The sequence below is a fragment of the Methyloversatilis sp. XJ19-13 genome (assembly GCF_024580155.1).
In the GTDB taxonomy this organism is placed as follows: domain Bacteria; phylum Pseudomonadota; class Gammaproteobacteria; order Burkholderiales; family Rhodocyclaceae; genus Methyloversatilis.
In genome coordinates this window covers 155,283-172,098 of record NZ_JANINH010000005.1, presented here as the reverse complement: position 1 = coordinate 172,098, position 16,816 = coordinate 155,283, and the positions used below count along the sequence as shown (strand labels likewise).

Annotated in this window: 15 protein-coding genes; 4 read left to right on the top strand and 11 right to left on the bottom strand. The window is 66.4% G+C overall.

Features of this window, described 5'->3' with window-relative positions:
* Positions 1 to 139: 139 nt before the first annotated feature.
* The gene (locus tag NMQ14_RS08895; protein ID WP_257095305.1) at positions 140 to 1,651 is read right to left on the bottom strand and encodes a DegQ family serine endoprotease; all 1,512 of its coding nucleotides are present in this window, start codon (positions 1,649 to 1,651) and stop codon (positions 140 to 142) included.
* A gap of 297 nt (positions 1,652 to 1,948) precedes the next feature.
* On the opposite strand from NMQ14_RS08895, the gene folE reads away from it, so the two are divergent.
* The 4 genes from folE (at position 1,949) to NMQ14_RS08875 (ending at position 5,150) form a co-directional block, all read left to right on the top strand.
* The gene (gene folE / locus NMQ14_RS08890; protein ID WP_257095303.1) at positions 1,949 to 2,554 is read left to right on the top strand and encodes a GTP cyclohydrolase I FolE; all 606 of its coding nucleotides are present in this window, start codon (positions 1,949 to 1,951) and stop codon (positions 2,552 to 2,554) included.
* A gap of 593 nt (positions 2,555 to 3,147) precedes the next feature.
* Positions 3,148 to 4,356 carry a porin gene (locus NMQ14_RS08885; protein ID WP_257095302.1) on the top strand — a complete coding sequence of 403 codons (1,209 nt, stop codon included), beginning with the start codon at positions 3,148 to 3,150 and terminating at the stop codon, positions 4,354 to 4,356.
* Positions 4,357 to 4,515: 159 nt separating this feature from the next.
* Positions 4,516 to 4,767 (top strand): type II toxin-antitoxin system Phd/YefM family antitoxin, encoded by a 252-nt coding sequence (locus tag NMQ14_RS08880; RefSeq protein WP_257095299.1) that lies wholly within the window; start codon positions 4,516 to 4,518, stop codon positions 4,765 to 4,767.
* Positions 4,764 to 5,150 carry a type II toxin-antitoxin system VapC family toxin gene (locus tag NMQ14_RS08875; RefSeq protein WP_257095296.1) on the top strand — a complete coding sequence of 129 codons (387 nt, stop codon included), beginning with the start codon at positions 4,764 to 4,766 and terminating at the stop codon, positions 5,148 to 5,150. The genes NMQ14_RS08880 and NMQ14_RS08875 overlap by 4 nt, the downstream gene beginning before the upstream one ends.
* Before the next feature lie 10 nt (positions 5,151 to 5,160).
* Here the strand turns inward: NMQ14_RS08875 and NMQ14_RS08870 are convergent, their stop codons facing one another.
* The 10 genes from NMQ14_RS08870 to NMQ14_RS08825 form a co-directional block, all read right to left on the bottom strand.
* Complete coding sequence (locus NMQ14_RS08870) at positions 5,161 to 6,486, bottom strand: adenylate/guanylate cyclase domain-containing protein (RefSeq protein ID WP_257095294.1); 1,326 nt, start codon at positions 6,484 to 6,486, stop codon at positions 5,161 to 5,163.
* Positions 6,487 to 6,723: 237 nt separating this feature from the next.
* Positions 6,724 to 7,449 carry a type II secretion system protein gene (locus NMQ14_RS08865; protein WP_257095292.1) on the bottom strand — a complete coding sequence of 242 codons (726 nt, stop codon included), beginning with the start codon at positions 7,447 to 7,449 and terminating at the stop codon, positions 6,724 to 6,726.
* Positions 7,446 to 8,363, bottom strand: coding sequence for a hypothetical protein (locus tag NMQ14_RS08860; protein WP_257095290.1), 918 nt, complete (start codon positions 8,361 to 8,363; stop codon positions 7,446 to 7,448). Before NMQ14_RS08860 ends, NMQ14_RS08865 begins: the two co-directional genes overlap by 4 nt.
* A complete protein-coding gene (locus tag NMQ14_RS08855) occupies positions 8,360 to 8,764 on the bottom strand; it encodes a hypothetical protein (protein ID WP_257095288.1) in 405 nt (134 codons plus the stop codon). Before NMQ14_RS08855 ends, NMQ14_RS08860 begins: the two co-directional genes overlap by 4 nt.
* Positions 8,761 to 9,363: a hypothetical protein gene (locus NMQ14_RS08850; protein ID WP_257095287.1), complete on the bottom strand. Its 603-nt coding sequence runs from the start codon at positions 9,361 to 9,363 to the stop codon at positions 8,761 to 8,763. Before NMQ14_RS08850 ends, NMQ14_RS08855 begins: the two co-directional genes overlap by 4 nt.
* Complete coding sequence (locus NMQ14_RS08845; RefSeq protein WP_257095285.1) at positions 9,360 to 10,883, bottom strand: hypothetical protein; 1,524 nt, start codon at positions 10,881 to 10,883, stop codon at positions 9,360 to 9,362. The genes NMQ14_RS08850 and NMQ14_RS08845 overlap by 4 nt, the downstream gene beginning before the upstream one ends.
* Entirely contained in the window at positions 10,883 to 12,085 is a 1,203-nt protein-coding gene (locus tag NMQ14_RS08840) for a type II secretion system F family protein (protein WP_257095282.1), read from the bottom strand. Before NMQ14_RS08840 ends, NMQ14_RS08845 begins: the two co-directional genes overlap by 1 nt.
* A gap of 2 nt (positions 12,086 to 12,087) precedes the next feature.
* Positions 12,088 to 13,842 (bottom strand): GspE/PulE family protein, encoded by a 1,755-nt coding sequence (locus NMQ14_RS08835; RefSeq protein WP_373457185.1) that lies wholly within the window; start codon positions 13,840 to 13,842, stop codon positions 12,088 to 12,090.
* Positions 13,832 to 15,076 (bottom strand): tetratricopeptide repeat protein, encoded by a 1,245-nt coding sequence (locus NMQ14_RS08830; protein WP_257095278.1) that lies wholly within the window; start codon positions 15,074 to 15,076, stop codon positions 13,832 to 13,834. Before NMQ14_RS08830 ends, NMQ14_RS08835 begins: the two co-directional genes overlap by 11 nt.
* Positions 15,073 to 16,719 carry a pilus (MSHA type) biogenesis protein MshL gene (locus NMQ14_RS08825; RefSeq protein ID WP_257095276.1) on the bottom strand — a complete coding sequence of 549 codons (1,647 nt, stop codon included), beginning with the start codon at positions 16,717 to 16,719 and terminating at the stop codon, positions 15,073 to 15,075. Before NMQ14_RS08825 ends, NMQ14_RS08830 begins: the two co-directional genes overlap by 4 nt.
* Between the last annotated feature and the right edge of the window lie 97 nt (positions 16,720 to 16,816).

Here is a 16,816-nt window from a genome sequence, read left to right as displayed (position 1 = left end):
AGTGGCGACTGTTTTGTGGGAGCGGCTGTGGGAGCGGCGGCCTCGCCGCGATACGCACTTTGCAAAGCGACCATCGCGGCACTGATCGCGGCGAGGCCGCCGCTCCCACAGCCGGTCCGCCGCGCGGCGTCCGACGCGATCAACCCGCCCGGATCGGCACGAACAACCGGTTGTCGCCGCGCTGGATCAACAGCGCGACGCGGCCCTTGGCGCGTTCGACCAGGCGCGCCAGTTCTTCGGCGTTGCCGACCGGCTGGCCATTCACCGCGAGGATGGCGTCGCCCGGCTGGATGCCGGCCTGGGCGGACGGACCCGCCGCGTCGGAAACGACCAGACCGCGATTCACGCCCAGTTGCTGGGCTTCGCCGCCGGTGAGCGGACGCACCACCAGACCCAGACGGTCACGTACCGGCTGCGCGTCGCGCCCCGGATCGGCCTGGGCGACGGCTTCGGTTTCGCCCTGCTCGCCCAGCGTCGCCGTCACGGTGCGTTCCGCACCCTGGCGCCATACCTTGAGCTTCACCGGCTTGCCTGGCGGCAGATTGCCGATCACCTTGGGCAGGTCGAACGAATCTGCCACCTCGCGGCCATCGACCGAGAGCACCACGTCACCGGGCTGCAGGCCCGCCCGGTCCGCCGGACCGTCCTTCTCGACATTTGCAACCAGCGCGCCGCGCGCACGGTCCAGCCCGAAGCTGTCCGCCAGGTCGCGCGTGATCGGCTGGATGCTGATGCCCAGGCGCGCATGCTTGGCGCGGCCGAACTGTTTGATCTGGTCGGCCACGCGCATCGCCACGTCGATCGGAATGGCGAACGACAACCCCATGAAGCCGCCGGTACGCGAGTAGATCTGCGAATTGATGCCGATCACCTCGCCCTTCAGGTTGAACAGCGGCCCGCCCGAATTGCCCGGGTTGATCGCCACGTCGGTCTGTATGAACGGCACCAGCGATTCGTCAGGCAGCGCGCGCGACTTGGCACTGACGATCCCGGCGGTCACGGTGTTCTCGAAACCGAAAGGTGCGCCGATCGCGGCCACCCACTCGCCGACGCGAATCTGGTCGGCATTGCCCAGTTTCACGGCCGGAAGGTTCTTCGCCTCCACCTTGATCAGCGCAACGTCGGTGCGTTTGTCGCTGCCGATCACGCGCGCCTTCAGTTCGCGCTTGTCGGTGAACTTCACTGTCACCTCGGCGGCTTCCGATACCACGTGCGCGTTGGTCAGGATGTAGCCATCCTGGCTGATCACGAAGCCGGAACCGATCCCGCGCGGTGTCGGGCCCTGGCCATTGCCCGGCCCCTGGCCGCCACGGGGGTCCTGCGGCACCGGAATACCGAAGCGGCGGAAAAACTCGTACATCGGGTCGTTCGGGCTCATGGCTGGCGACTTGGCCGCCTTGCCGACGACGCTGATGTTCACGACCGATGCTGAAGTCTGGTCGACCAGCGTCGTGAAGTCGGGCAGACCGGTCACCAGATTGCCGGTGCCTGCGGCTGCAGCGGCCGGTGCAGCCTGCGCCAGCACCAGCGGCTGGACGTCGGCAGCTGCTTGCGCCTTGTGCATCCAGTCGATCGTGGTCGCCGTCGCGCCAAGGCCGAAAGTCGTGGCGGCGATGGCTGCCAGAGCGGTACGTGACAGGGTGATCTTCATCGGATGTCCTCTCCTGACTGTTATTGCCCGTAGTAGCGAAGCGCTGAGGGGCTTGTGAGCGAACGATGGAGCCGCGCGGGTGCCAGGCTGTTCCAGTGGTTTACATCCCGAAACAATGGGGTCGTCGCGCTGGTTCGATGGGAATCTGGGGAGCTAAATTGACATATCAAGGGTCCGAGTCGATGAACCGCACTTGAAAACAGGTGGCCGCGCCGCCACCATGCTCAGTCCGGGTGTCAGGCAGCGGCATCGCACCATGATCGCGCCGCTCTATATATAAGCAAAAACAGGATGACCATGAACCATTCAGACACCACACGCCCGAGCCGGGAAGAAGCCGAGGCGGCTGTCCGTACGCTGATTCAGTGGGCCGGCGACGATCCGACGCGCGAAGGCCTGCTCGACACGCCATCGCGCGTCGTCAAGTCGTACGAGGAGTTCTTCGCCGGCTATCTGATCGACCCGCGTGAAGTGCTGTCGCGCACCTTCGAAGAGGTCGAAGGCTACGACGAGGTGATCGCATTGACCGGCATCCGCTTCGAAAGCCATTGCGAGCATCACATGGTGCCCATCATCGGCAAGGCGCATATCGCCTACCTGCCGGACCGGCGCGTCGTCGGTATTTCCAAGCTGGCGCGCCTGGTCGAAGTGTTCGGCAAGCGTCTGCAGATCCAGGAAAAGATGACCGTGCAGATCGCGGATGCGCTGTACGAAGTGCTGCAACCGCGCGGTGTCGCGGTGGTGATCGAGGCGGCGCACGAGTGCATGACTACGCGCGGCGTACACAAGCCGGGCGTCGCCATGGTGACCAGCCGCATGCTCGGTGCCTTCCGCGACGACGCCAGCACGCGGCGCGAGTTCTTCAATCTGATCGGCCGGACAGCGGGCGGCTGCGAAAGCTGAGTCAACGCGTCAGATCCGGCAGCGCGGCGAGGCGTTGCTCCGGTGCACCGGGTTCGGTCGCGCGGGGCGGGCCTCGCCGCGATGCGTTGTGACTGATGGTCTAGTTGCCTCCGCCCGGAGTCCTGCCTTCCAGCCAGGGTTTGCCGCACACGGCCTGTGTCGGTGGATCGTGCATCCGGCCGGGGACGATCCGGTGTTCAGCACCGCTGTAATCTCGGGTCGGAGGCGTCAAGGCGTGAACCGCTCAGCCTTGGCCGCATGACGCTTCTGGTGCTGCATATATATATGCAGCGGCGAGACCCGGGCAGAACCCGGAACGGCAACCAAGCGGGTCCGGTGGAGTTCCTCGCCAGTGAAGGTTCTGTCCTGGCAGCGGGAAAGCCTGCCTCCCTCGCCAGGCTGTTGCACGAAAACCACAACGCACCGGACGGGTGCATACGTAATTCTACGCATGGCTTGCAGGGAGCTTTCATGCTTCGGTACAGTGCGGTCCACCTTCTGAATGTCCGAAGGTGTGTAGCCCGGCAGTACAGTCGCTCTGCGATCGAACACGATCCGGGCACCCACTATCATCGCAAGAGGAGAATTGCGTAATGTCCAAGAAATTGCTTGCAGCTGCGATCGCAGCAGCACTCGTACCGACCGCCGTGCTGGCCGAAGCGTCGAACGTGACCATGTACGGTCGCATCGACTACGGTTTCATGTCGCGTGGAAGTGACGACCGTGGCTTGTCGCAAGCCGGCCGCACCGGTCGCCTGAACGACTTCGAAGATGGCATCCAGGGCACGAACCGCATCGGCTTCCGTGGCAGTGAAGCCCTCGGTAATGGCTTGAAGGCAATCTTCGAATTCGAGTTCGGTTTCTCGGGTGACAGCGGCCAGTCGTTCGGTGGCACGTCCAACCGTCACAGCTGGATCGGCCTCGAAGGCGCCTTCGGTACCGTACTCGGCGGCCGCGTTGATGGCGCCCGCTATTCGTTCGTCGGCCAGTACGACCCGTTCAAGAACCAGACCGTTGCCAACGCCGGTTCGCTGTTCGGTGTGACGTCGGGCCTCGGTCAGGCTGACCGTGCCGACAACGCTATCGTGTACATCACGCCGGAAGTTGCTCCCGGCCTGAAGTTCCTGGCTGCCTACACGACTTCGCTGCTGTCGGAAGCCGGTTCGGGTTCGCTGTTGGGCCATGATGTTGAAACCGGCGATACGCCTCTGTGGGCGGTTGCCGCGCTGTACAACAATGGCCCGATCAGCTTCACGCTCGACTATGAAAACCTGAAGATCAAAAACAGCGGTGCTTCCAATGCGGGTACTACGTTTGGGATCAACCAGACTACTGGCCTGATCACTCCTACCACCACCGTCTTCAATGGCGGAAGTGACCTGGAGTTCGATCTGTGGGTGATTGGCGCTAGCTATGACTTCGGCGTTGCCAAGCTGTCGGCCTACTACGAAAACGTTGAAGGTGATAACACTGCTTCGAAGGCGGTTTCGGAAAGCGATGGCTGGCTGATTGGCTTGACCGTTCCGGTCACCACCAATTTCGTGATCAAGACCAGCTACGTCAAGGCGAATAACGATGCCATCGACAATGCCGACTGCAAGAAGTGGGGCATTGGTGGCGAGTACTCGTTCTCGAAGCGCACCCAAGCGTATGCAACGTTTGCCAAGCTGAGTGCTGACAGCGCTGCCCGATGTGGTATTTCGAAGAACGCTTCCGGTAGTGCCGGTACGGGTTCGAACGGCGCCGGTGGTTCGGGCTACGGCGACACCGGCTTCAACATCGGTCTCGCACACACGTTCTAATCGGTTTCCGATCAGAAAGCTGTGTTGAAACGGGCGCCTTCGGGCGCCCGTTTTTCGTTGAGGCTTTGTGCCCCGCGATGCCGGGCCGAACTACGCTTGACCCAGGATGTTGGCTTGGCTAATCTTGGCTAAGTACAGTTCGAACATACGGAGCGAGCAATGGAATCCCACGTGAACATGCTGCAGGCAAAATCAAACCTTTCGCGTCTGGTCGAGGCCATAGAGCAGGGGCGGGAACGGGAGATCGTCATTGCTCGCAACGGCAAACCGGCGGCGCGTCTGGTGCCCATCGAAACGGTGCTGCCGCAGCGCCGCCTCGGTTTCGCCAAGGGATTGTTCGTCGTGCCCGATGACTTCGATTTGACGAATGAAGAGATCGAACGAATGTTTTCTGGCGACGCGCAGCGGTGAATGTACTGCTCGACACTCACATTGCATTGTGGGCCATCGTCGATGACGTCCGTCTGTCAGCCAAGGCGCGCGAGTGGCTGCTCGCGCCCGAGGCGACGCTCTGGGTCAGTGCAGCCAGCGTCTGGGAAATCGCGATCAAGCACAGTCTGGGGCGCGAACGCATGCCGATATCCGGGCAGATGGCGCTGCACTGCTTCGAGCAATCGGGTTACAGAATGCTGGCGATCCGGCCTGAGCACGCGGTGGCTGTCGAGCGACTGCCGTTGATCCATACGGATCCCTTTGATCGGCTGCTCGTCGCACAGGCCGTCCACGAACCGATGCATCTGCTCACGCACGACTCGAAGCTTGTTGGCTACGGTTCCGCTGTAGTGCTGGTGTAGTCAGGTCGACCTACCCGGCGTCGAGCAGGATGTCCACACTGCCCGCCGACATCGAAAGTCCTTCTTCCCTGCGTCCGATCAGGCGATAGACCACCGTATCGCCCTTGCCCTTCAGATAGAGCGTCTGCGGCGGGTGGAAGTCAAAGCGGTTGCGCAGGCGGAGGTAAGTTGTGGTGTCGACCTGCACCATGCCGGGCACGCCTTCGGTGGTGATGCGACTGGCCAGATTGACGGTGTCGCCCCACAGATCGTAGATGAATTTTTTCTTGCCCACCACGCCGGCGACGACCGGACCGGTGCCGATGCCGATGCGCAGATCGAGCAGTACGCCGGTGCCGGTGGTCTGGTTCCTGAGCCAGTCGCGCATTTCCAGCGCCAGATCGGCCAGCGCGGCGGTGTAATCCAAGGTGTTCTCGTTCAGGCCGCCGGCCACCATATAGGCGTCGCCGATGGTCTTGATCTTCTCCAGACCGCGCGCACCGGCCTGTTCGTCGAAGCGTGAAAATACGCGGTTGAGCATAGAGAACACCTGGGCAGGTGTCATGCCGGCGGCCACCTGGGTGAAGTTCACGATGTCGGCGAACATGACGCTGACGTCGGCGAATCCGTCGGCGATGTTCTTTTCGTTCTGCTTCAGGCGCTCGGCGACCGGGCCGGGAAGGATGTTCAGCAGCAGGCGCTCCGAGCGCTCCTGTTCGCTTTCCAGCAGCGCGTGCGCTTCGGCAAGCTGACTGGCGGTGCGCTGCTTCTGTTCGATCGCGAAGCGCAGCAGCATGAACACGATGGTCGAAATGGCGAGGAAATTGAGCGCGAAGAACACCACGCTGGTCTCCACCGACACGGTGGCGTCGCGGTAGGTGCCGGCGTCGGCGAGATAGAAGTCAAACACGCCGGTCAGCACGATCAGGAAGGCGTAGGCGAAGAACCAGGCAAGCGCTTCGCGCGCGCCGATGCAAAGAATGGCGCCGACCGGCGCCAGCAAGCCCCACAGCAGGATGCCGCTGGCGGTGATGAAGTTGCCGATGGCCCACTGTGCGACGAAGGGCACGAACAGGAACAGTCCGAGCTGCGTGCTGCGGAAGAGCTTGAAATTGCCGCTGCGGATGTACAGCAGCAGGTTGCCGGCCAGCAGCAGCTGGTAGGCGAAAGGCAGGGTGGCCGACAGTTGCGGGCCGATCGACCAATACACCGCCAGCCACAGCATCGACGCCACACAGACCAGGCCGGTCGCCAGCATCAGCAGCGACTTGTTCAGCCGCTCTTCTGGGCTGTCGCCGGGAAGAATGCCGCCACTGCGCAGGCGGGCGACGAAATTTGTGGAGGGGCCGGCACTCATTTCAAGGTCCGGATCGCGGCGGGAGCGCCGCGGGGGGGCGGTGAGCAGCGGAGTTTTTGTGGGAGCGGCGTCCTCGCCGCGATACGCACGTGGACCGTCGACCTTCACTGCACTGATCGCGGCGGGGGCGCCGCTCCCACAGCCCTCCGGTCAGTTCGCTCCGTGTTCTGTGAGCGGCCCTGTTTTCCCTGTGGGAACAGCGTCCTGTGACACGCCCTGCATTGCAGGAAGCGCCGCTCACGGCAATTGCCCCGCATTCATCATGCGACCGAACAGCACGAAGCGCGATTCCCATGCCACGAGGTCATCGAACTCGCCACCTGCGGCAGCCGTGCTGACGCTGCCGTCGCGCGCATAGAGCACGCCAGAGGTACCCGGCTGCGAGCTGTTGGCCTGTTCGTCGGCGTTGCTGGCCGAATCGTGGGCGATCAGGCTGCCGATCGCCGTCGTGGCACCGCGCCCGTTCTCGCCGTGTGACCACAGCGCGAAGGCGACTGCGGTGGCGCTGTTCAACAGCACCTCTGTGCCCGCTGCGTCGCGCGTGCGGATGACGATGTCGCCTTCTCCGGTGAGCGCAATGCGCTGTCCGGGTGCAACGACCAGGCTGCGCGCCGCGGTGGTGTTCTGCGATGCGACATAGCCGAGCCGGTTGCCCCAGCCGTCGAGGCCGCGCACGCCCAGCGTCTGCCAGGGCAGCAGGCCGCGCCGGTTGGCGCAGTTGCCGTCGGCGCGGCTTTGCTCGGTGCCGTCCACCTCCGACACCGCCGGGCAGGGCAGCGAACGGTTGACCACGGCGAACGCCACGACCGCCTCGCGGGCTTCGCGCAGCGCCGTCTGGGTATCAGCGATGCGCGTGCGGAGCATGGCGAGCTGAAGCGCGGCGATCGCCCCCACGCTGAGCAGCGCGACGATGGTCAGCACCACCGCGATCTCGATCAGGGTGAAGCCGCGCTGGCGCGTCATGATCCGGTGCACACGCTGGCGCAGACCGGCAGCAGCGACAGCGCCCGTGCCACGCGCGAGCCGTCGGCCAGCATGACGACCCCATGCGTGTCCGACGCGCAGACGTGGGCGCACCATTGATTGTTGATCCACCATGCATGCGGCGGCGTGCCGTCGCTGGCGAGCGAAATGTCGCCCAGCACGCGCGCACCGGCGCTGGCGAAAAGACGGCTGGTGGTGAGCGTGAGCACGCGGTCGTTGAAATCGTCCTGCGCGCGCAGTGCGATGGCGTGCTCACCGCCGGTGTGCGTATAGGCAGTGCCGGCCACCGTCGCACCTTCGACGAATTGTTCGATGCCGCCTTCGCGGCAGCCGGAATCGCCGAACCCGCCACTGCGCGACTGACCCGGCAGCGCAGGGCCGGGCGCGATCAGTACTGCTGCCACCGGCTGGCCAGCGCCCGCGGCACTGACTTCGATGATGCCGCCCGGCGTTGCCGGGTTCAGTGCCGGCTTGTCGGCGCTGCTGCCGCGCTCGCTGGTCTGAATGTTGTTGCTGAAGCGGGCGCTGCGCGCATACCACAGGCATTCGCCTGCGCCATCAAGAACCGGTCCCATGCCCAGCGTGCGCCAGGGCAGACGACCGATGTGGCCGCTGCAGTTGAAATCGGACGCGCCGTCATTGTCGAGATCCGGGCAGGGCAGGGCGCCTGGCGAGTTGTCATGGTTGCCGGCGACATTGCCCAGCGCACCATAAGCGGCCAACGCATCGCGCGCCCGGGCCAGCGCGCGCTCGGTGGCCAGTTCGCTGTCGGTGCCTGCAGGCGACGACAACGCGCGGGCCAGTGTGGCGATCGCCAGCAGACCGAGCAGCGCGATGGCGATCAGCAGCGCGGCGCCGCCCTGCCGTTGTCGTGTCGACGGCCATGCGTTCATGGGCTGCGCCCCGGCCGCACGTCGATCACGCCCGACGCCGGCGCTGCCTGACCGGCGTCGTCGACGGCGGTCTGCTCGCCCGGTCGCAGCCTGACCGCCTGACCCGCGTTGCCTTGCAGCTGAAGCGCGGTGCCTGCCGACTGCGCCTGCAGCGACGGCAGTGCGCGCGCGTCGAAGGAGCCGCCATTGACGAACCAGGTCACCGGGCCGGAAGAGCGGACGACGATGCCGTCGTGCCGCACCGTGCCGACGGCGCGCGGCGCAGAGGCTGTCTGTACCGGCTGGCCGCGCTGCTGTTCCAGCCGCGCGCGCTCGGCCTCGCTGTAGAACAGCCGCCCGAGCGGCTGCGCCGCTGCCGCATGCGCAACGCCGCACAGAAGCAGGAGCAGCGCGCGTTTCACGACGCTCCCCCCTCTTTCGGACGGAAGGTGATCCAGTCGAGCAGGCAGTCGGCCTGCAGCGTTTCCGGGGTCGCGTCGGTCACCACACGCCGCACCATGCTGCACTCGCGTACCCGTACCAGGGCCGGCGCGTGCTGGCTCAGTTCGTCGAGCAGCGTCAGCAGGTCGCCTTCATGCAGCAGCGGCAGGCGCAGGCGCAACGTGCTGCTGCTGACTTCAAGCTGGCCGGCGTCAGAGGGCGCAATCGAGCGATCCAGTGGCCGCTGCGGCGAAAATTCGTAATCGAGCGCGCCCAGGCGATGGCGCGCCCGGGTGTCGCGGATCAGTTCGACCCAGGCCAGGCGCTGTTCGGCGCCGATCGCGCCGCGCGCGGCGAGCTGACGGTAACGGTCGATCTTCTGCGCGATTTCCAGCTCCTCGGCCTGTGCGGCGGCCAGCCCGCCCTGTGCGGTGGCACGCGCGGCGATCGCCCGGATGTGGTCCTGCTTCGCTTCGTCAGCCAGCCGGGCGCTCGCCCACAGCGCGCCGGCACCCGCCAGTGCCATCAGCGCGGCCAGCGCCGCGGCGCCGCGCAGCTTCTTCAGGTCGGCGGCGTTCATGGCGCGAGCCCGCGGCTGATCAGCAGCGCGAACTGCGGCGTGCTGTCGGCGTCGCTGCGGTCGCTGCGTGCCCCGCCGCGCAGCACCTGACCCGATTCGAGATCGAACGGCGGACGCGTGACTTTCACCTGCAGGCCGTCCGCTGCGCGGCCCAGATCGAGGGCGAGTGCGTCCACCAGTTCCAGCGCGCGTCTCTGCTGGGCGCCGTATTCGGCGGGCAGCCGCGCCTGCACCAGCAGTTGTGCCTCGACCGGCGGCAGTCCGTCGGCTGCCGGCATGCCGGCGCTGGCGAGCTTCCAGTCGAGCCGGTCAAGCTCAACCTGCGGATAGCGCTCAAGCACGGCGCCGAGCGCCTGCAGCAGTCCGGCCGGTACTGCACTGCGCTGCTCCAGTTGCAGGCTGCGTTCATGCACGACGCGCAGCGTGTCCAGCGGCACCGGTGTTGGCGGCAGGCGCGCAATGATGTCGCGCCGGGCGGCTTCGGCACGCCGCGCGTCGTCCTGCAGCCGCGCGCTCCTTTCGCTCAGTTCGAGGCTGTCGAGCGCGCTGTGCGTGGCCATCAGCAGGCATGCCGCCAGCGCCACGCTGCCGGCGGCGATCAGCGCGAAGCGCGCTTGCCAGACGCGGAAGGCGCGAAGTTCGGTGGCCGGCGCGAACTGTTCGGCCGGCGGCTGGCGCATCAGCGCCTGCACGAACAACGTTTCGCAGTACAGGTCGTCCGGCGCCGGGCGCAGGCCAAGCCGCTGTGCGGCCAGATGACTGTCGATCAGTTCGAACTGCAGCATGTCATTGCTGCGGCAGGCCTGCGAAAACTCGTCCATGCGGGCCGGCGGCACCAGCACGCGCACGCTCAGCGGCGCGTTGCGGGTGACCAGACGCTGGCTCAGCAGATAGGGGTGCAGCCGCCGTGCTTCTTCGGCGCAGGCGCGTGGCAGGTCGTTGCTCGACAGCGCGCCGAGCGGTGTCAGGCGCGAGAAGCGCAGGCGGCCCTCTTCGAAGAAGCTCTGCCGCACGCCGGTGCGGGTGGTGGCCAGCAGCAGCGAGCTGCCCTGCGCAATGCGCAACCGTTCGAGCACCGGTTCGCTGGCCAGTGCCACGCTGTGGATGCCGCTCAATGCGACATCGGCATCGCGCAGCGCCGCCAGCCAGGGCTCGAGCATGGCCGGCCGGGTCAGCGCGCAGAACAGCATCTGTTCGTCGCGCCGTCCGGCGCGCGAGCGACCGAGCGAGCGCGCGCAGGTGAGCGTGGTGCCGAAGAAATGCTGGCCGAGCTTGCGCCGGATCAGTGCCGCGCGGTCACCGCCGCGCACGAAAGGCACCATTTCGGCGATGAAGGCTTCGTCGGCCAGATCGCACAGCATCAGGTACAGGCCGTCACGCTGTGTGCGCAGGAAGTCGGCGAATGCCGCCACGCCGTCGCTCGTCGTCGCGAAGCGGGCGTGCTCGGTGACCTCGCCAGCGCGCCAGCCATAGGCGACAAGCTGCGTCGCGTCGAGATAGAGGACGTGGCGGCGCGGCATCAGGTCTTCAACTTCGTCAGCATGTCGTACACCGGTCCGAGGACGGCGAAGGCCACGGCCATCAGCAGCAGGCCGAGCACCAGCGTCAGCGTCGGTTCCATCGCGGCCTGCGCGCGCGCAATCGATTCACGCACGTCACGCGTGTAGAAGTAGGACACCTCGCGCAGCGCGCGGTCGAGCGCACCGGTGCTTTCGCCCACACGCAGCATGCGCACGACCAGCGGCGGAAACAGTCCGACGCTCTGGAACGCGGCCGTCACGTTCTGGCCCTGGCTGATCAGCGCGCCGGCACGCGCCAGCGCGTCGCGCACGGCCTCGTTGCCGACCACATCTTCCGATGTGCGCACCGCATCGATGATCGGGATGCCGGCGCCGTACATCATGGCGAACATGCTGGCAAAGCGCGACAGCACCACCTTGTGCAGGATCGGGCCGATCACCGGCACCGACAGCTTGAAGCCGTCGAAGCGCTGCCGGGCGATTGGGTTGTAGCGCAGCAGCGCAACGGCGCCTGCGGCTGCCGCAACGATGAGCAACAGCACGGCCGGCCACCAGGCCAGCAGGAATTCCGAGGTGCCCATCAGGATGCGCGTCTGCAGCGGCAGCTCGAGCCCGGTGTTGCGGAAGAAGCGCGCGAGGTCGGGTACCACCACCAGCATCAGCACCGCGATGACGAACAGCAGGAAAGTGCCGACGATGGCCGGATAGGTCAGCAGGCGTCGCGTCTGCGACACCAGTTCGTCTTCCCACTTGAAGGCGTCGATTTGTTCGCGCAGCACCTCGGCCAGATTGCCGGTCAGTTCGCCGGCACGGACCAGTGCGCAGAACACCTTGCTGAATGCGGCCGGATGTTCGGCCATGGCCTGCGACAGCGATCGGCCGCCCTCGATGCCTTCGACCAGCGAGGCGACGATTTCGCGCATGCGCGGGTGCTCGGTCGAATCGCGCAGGTCGGTCAGCGCCTCGATCAGCGGCACGCCGGAGCGCACCAGCTGTTCGAGGTGAAAGCTGAAATTGATCAGTTCGAGGCGCGGCACGCTGTGGCCGAACAGCGGCTGCGCGTACTTCATCGGCTGGCCATTGACGAAGTCGAGCTGCATGCGCTTCAGGCGCATTTCGAGGTCGACCAGATTGGCGGCGTCCATGCGGCCGAACACCATGCGGCCCTGCGTGTTCATCGCCTTGTACGAAAACATCGCCATCGTCAGCGCGCGTACCAGTCCGGACCGCTCTGGGCCATGCGTTCGGTAAGGTCGACCACGCGCGCCAGCTCATCGAGCGAGGTCGAGCCGTCGATGACGCGCCGCAGACCGTCTTCGGCCAGCGAGCGGAAGCCCTTGGCGCGGGCGGCGTTGCGCAGCTCGCGCGCCGTGGCGCGCCGTGCCACCAGTTCGTCGAGGTCGGAATCCATGCGCAGCAGTTCCATCACCGCCAGCCGGCCGCGGTAGCCGGTGAATTCGCACGCCGGGCAGCCGACCGCATCGTGGATGTCCGGCGCTGCGCGGTCCTCGCGCAGACCGAGCAGATGGATTTCGTGCGCCTCGGCCGGTCGCGCCTTTCGGCAATAGACGCACAGCTTGCGCAACAGACGCTGCGCCATGACGCCGATGATGTTGCCGGCCATGATGTCGGGCAGGATGCCGATGTCGAGCAGGCGCGGGATCGCGCCGAGCGCCGAGTTGGTGTGCAGCGTGGAATACACCTGGTGACCGGTCATCGCGGCGCGAAAGGCCATTTCGGCGGTTTCGGCATCGCGGATTTCGCCCACCAGGATGATGTCCGGATCCTGCCGCATCATCGAGCGCACGCCATTGGCGAAATCGAGCTTGACCGCCTCGGCGACCGAAGTCTGGCGGATCAGCGCCATCGGGTATTCGACCGGATCTTCCAGGGTCATGATGTTCACGCCCTCGGAATTGATGTGGTTGAGCACCGAATACAGCGTGGTGGTCTTGCCGCTGCCGGTCGGGCCTGTGGCGAGGATGATGCCTTCGGGGCGCGCGATCATCAGCTTCAGCTGGTCGAGCTGCGAATCGGCCAGCCCCAGTTCGTCGAGCGCGACGATGCCGCGCGCCCGGTCAAGGATGCGCAGCACGATGTTTTCGCCGTGCAGTGTCGGTTGCGACGACACGCGGAAATCGACCGGCCGGCCGCTGATGGTGAGCGAAATGCGGCCGTCCTGCGGCGCGCGCATTTCGGCGATGTTCATGCCGGCCACCACCTTGATGCGCACCGCCATCGCAGGCCAGTACGAGCGGTGCAGCGCGCGGATCTGCCGCAGCAGGCCGTCGATGCGGTAGCGGATGCGCAGGAAGCCGGCTTCCGGTTCGAAGTGGATGTCGGAGGCACCGCGCTTGACCGCATCGGTCAGCAGCGCGTCGATCAGGCGCACCACCGGCTGGCTGTATTCGTCGGCCGAGGAGGCCAGTGCGCGGTAATCGACCTCGCCGGTTTCCAGCTCGGTCAGGATGCCTTCGATCGACAGTTCGTGGCCGTAGGACTGATCGATCGCGTGCGCGATTTCGGTCTCGCCGGCCAGTACGGTTTCGAGCTCGATGCCTTCCGGCAGCAGCGCACGCAGCTGGTCGAGCGCGACGATGTCGTTCACGTCGGACACGGCGACCGTCAGCTTGCGCGCGCTGACCAGGTAGTTCAGCGGCAGCAGCCGGTGCCGCTTGGCCAGCGCCTGCGGCACCAGTCGCAGGGCGTCGGCGTCGATCAGCGCATGCGACAGATCCACCGTGCGCTTGCCCAGCGTGACGCCGAGTGCCTCGCGCAGCGTGGCTTCGCTGACGAAGCCCAGCTGCACCAGCAGGCGACCCATCGGAATGTTCAGCTTCTGCTGTTCCTGCAGCGTGATGCGCAACTGGTCTTCGGTCACCAGACCCTGCGCCAGCAGCAACTGGCCCAGCGGGCGGCGCGGTGCGTTGGCCGGTGAGTTCATGTGCTCAGGGCCCATCCGGCGCGGCCTGCAGCGCGGCAATGCGGGCGGCCACCGCGTCTGCGTCGAAGGCGGCCGAACGCTGGCTGCGCAAGGTCATGGCTTCGCGGTAATACTGCAGTGCGAGCTTTGACTGGCGTAGCTGATCGAGGCTGACCGCAAGGTTGTATGCGTGGTCAGGCTGGTCGGGCGCCAGCGTCCAGGCGTTGAAATAGGCCTGCTGCGCTTCGCGCCAGCGTGCCTGTCCGGCATACAGATTGCCGAGCGCGAATGCAGCAGGTGCCGATTGCGGCTGCGCCGCGGCGATGTTCAACAGCCGTGCCTCCTGTGCGACCGGGTCGACGTTTTCGCTGAGTGCGACCTGCACCGACGGGTCGGCCGGATCGATTTCGGCGATGCGCCGCAACAGCATGCGCGCCTGCTGCGCATCGCCCCGCACGTCGGCCAGCGCCATCAGGCCGTGCAGCGCGTCCGGATTGCGCGGATCGGCTCGCAGCGCGCGTTCGTAGGCGACGCGAGCACGGTCGTACTCGCCTGCGTTGAACGCCGCGTAGCCTTCGTTGATGTCCTGCGGAATGACCGGCGCATTGCGGGTGATGCGGATCGGCGGCGCAGCGGGCGCTGCGGCGGGCGGCGGCGTCGGTGCCGGCGCATCGGCGGCGAGCTGACCGGACAGGAAGCGGCTCGACGGCGCGGCCGCCAATGCGTCATCGGGCAGCGCTGCGGGGGCGGTCACTGGTGCACCAGCGACCAGTGACGACGGTGCAACCGCGGCGACGGACGCAGTGGATTGCGCAGGCGAAGGCATGGGTGCGGGCGCGGGCGTCGCGATGCGCGCCGCCGGCGGTGACAGGGAGGCGGCCGGTGCGACGTCCCGGCCGCTGTCCAGCAGACCGATCTGCCACATGACCCAGCCGACGATGCCGAGCAGCAGCAGGCCGGCCACAGCGAGCAGCCAGGTGAGCGGCGACTTGCCGCGCGGCGCTGGTCGTTTTGCGTCGAACAGCACGCGCGCCGCTTCGGCACCGGGCGCGGGGGGCGGTGGCGCGGCCGGTCGTGGCTCTGGTACGTCCAGCCCGGCGAAGCGCGCGGCCTGGGCGAATTCATCGTCGATCAGTTCCAGCTCATGGGCCGGCGTGATGCGTGCCGGCGGCAGGGCTTCGGCCGGCGTCGTTTCGCTTGCGGCTGCCGGGTCTTCCTCGCGCCGCTTGGCGGCCTCGGCCTTCTTCAGCGCTTCGAGCAGCAGGCTCACTGCGCCGGCTCCACTTTCCGGTTCGCGCCGGGCAGCGGGAAGGTCGGCTTCATGAAGCGCTCGTCCGGCAGTGAGTCGGCCAGCGAACGGTAGTCACCGTCGAGACTGGCGTCTTCGATCACGACCGGCCGGATCAGCACGACCAGTTCGGTCTTGCGCGACGTTTCGTTGCGCGCCGACAGCAGCGCGCCGATGAAGGGCAGCGCCGATACGCCGGGAATGCTGTCGCGGCGGTAGTTCAGTTCGTCCTGCATCAGACCGCCGAGTACCGCAGTTTCGCCACTGGCCACGCGCATGACCGATTCGAGTTCGCGCGTCTGGATGACCGGCACCAGATTGGGCGAGCTCAGGTCGGGCGTCGGATCCTGCGCGTCGCCCACCTTGCGCGAAATGGTGGGCCGCACGTTCAGCAGCACGAAGCCGTCGGCGCTGATCTGCGGCGTGACCGCCATCACCAGGCCGACGGAGACCGAGCGCGGTGTGGCGGTGAAACTGCGCACGGCCTGCGTGTTGGTATTGGCGACCACGTCGGACTTGATCTCGAAATAGACGATGTTGTTGACCACCTTCAGCAGCGCGGTCTGGTTGTTCAGCACCGACAGCTTGGGGCTGGACAGCACCTTCACGTCGCCGTAGGTTTCAAGCAGCTTGATGCTGTCGACCAGCTCGCGATTGCGGCCCAGACCGATGGCGAACGGCGCATTGGTGGTCAGCTCGGTCGAGCTGGTGTTCAGCGACACCGTGGCGCCGCCGCGTTTTCCGCCGCCGGCAAAGGCGGTCCAGTCGATGCCCTGCTGGTAGTTGTCGGTCAGCTGCACCTCGGCGATGGTCGCTTCGATCAGCACCTGGCGACGCGCGATGCGCGTCACCTGGCTGATGAATTCCTGCACCTTCTCGTGCTGGCGCGAGGTGGCGCGCACATTGATGACGCCGGTTTCGGCGTTCAGGATGACCGACGCCGCTTCACGGAAGGTGGCGCGTCGCTCGACCGGCCGGGCGGCGACGGCAGTATCGGTGCCGGCGACCGGCGCGGCTGCCGGTTCGGTCATCGTGTCCGGCATCAGCTTGTCGGTCTCGTGCAGCAGGTCGCGGATATTGCGTTCCAGCGATTCCCAGAAGCGGTTCTTCGCGACGTTCTCGATCCGGGTGCTGGAGCTGTTGCCGGCATTGCCGGTCTGCGTGGCGACGTTCGCAGTGCCGCCGGTGCCGGTGACTGCGGCAGAACTGGTCGAGGCGATCTGCGTATTGATCGACACCGCGCCGGTCACGTCGCGCGACATGTTGACGTAGTCGACCCGGTAGCTGCGCAGATAGGGCGCGTCGGGCATCACGACCAGATTCGGTCCGTCGAGCTCGAAACGCATGTCGACCTGGGTGGCGATGCGGGTGAGCAACTGCGGCAGCGTCTGGTCGATCGCGTTCAGCGTCACCGCACCCTCGATGCCGGGGTGGATGTCTACATTCACCTTGGCGTCACGCGCCAGCGCGAACAGCAGTTCATTCACCGGCACCCGATTGACGACCACGCTGTAGGTTTCTGACTTGTGCCGCGGCTGCGGCTGGGGCGGCGACAGCGGGCGGGCGACCGGCGGCGGGATGCCTTCGCGCGCCGCGCTGGCCGCACGGTCAGCCTTCTTCGCCACGACGTGTGCATCCGACATCGGCTGGGGGGTGTGCGCCGCACAACCGGCAAGCAGGGCCGCTATCACGGCGCAGGGCAGAACGGGGCGCAGCAATGCT

Bases quoted from the DNA above. Each gene is read 5' to 3' on its own strand.
- NMQ14_RS08835 (WP_373457185.1), bottom strand. From the start codon at position 13,842: ATGGGCCCTGAGCACATGAACTCACCGGCCAACGCACCGCGCCGCCCG.
- NMQ14_RS08880 (WP_257095299.1), top strand. From the start codon at position 4,516: ATGGAATCCCACGTGAACATGCTGCAGGCAAAATCAAACCTTTCGCGT.
- NMQ14_RS08860 (WP_257095290.1), bottom strand. From the start codon at position 8,363: ATGAACGCATGGCCGTCGACACGACAACGGCAGGGCGGCGCCGCGCTG.
- NMQ14_RS08885 (WP_257095302.1), top strand. From the start codon at position 3,148: ATGTCCAAGAAATTGCTTGCAGCTGCGATCGCAGCAGCACTCGTACCG.
- NMQ14_RS08850 (WP_257095287.1), bottom strand. From the start codon at position 9,363: ATGAACGCCGCCGACCTGAAGAAGCTGCGCGGCGCCGCGGCGCTGGCC.
- NMQ14_RS08895 (WP_257095305.1), bottom strand. From the start codon at position 1,651: ATGAAGATCACCCTGTCACGTACCGCTCTGGCAGCCATCGCCGCCACG.
- NMQ14_RS08870 (WP_257095294.1), bottom strand. From the start codon at position 6,486: ATGAGTGCCGGCCCCTCCACAAATTTCGTCGCCCGCCTGCGCAGTGGC.
- NMQ14_RS08845 (WP_257095285.1), bottom strand. From the start codon at position 10,883: ATGCCGCGCCGCCACGTCCTCTATCTCGACGCGACGCAGCTTGTCGCC.
- NMQ14_RS08865 (WP_257095292.1), bottom strand. From the start codon at position 7,449: ATGACGCGCCAGCGCGGCTTCACCCTGATCGAGATCGCGGTGGTGCTG.
- folE (WP_257095303.1), top strand. From the start codon at position 1,949: ATGAACCATTCAGACACCACACGCCCGAGCCGGGAAGAAGCCGAGGCG.
- NMQ14_RS08840 (WP_257095282.1), bottom strand. From the start codon at position 12,085: ATGGCGATGTTTTCGTACAAGGCGATGAACACGCAGGGCCGCATGGTG.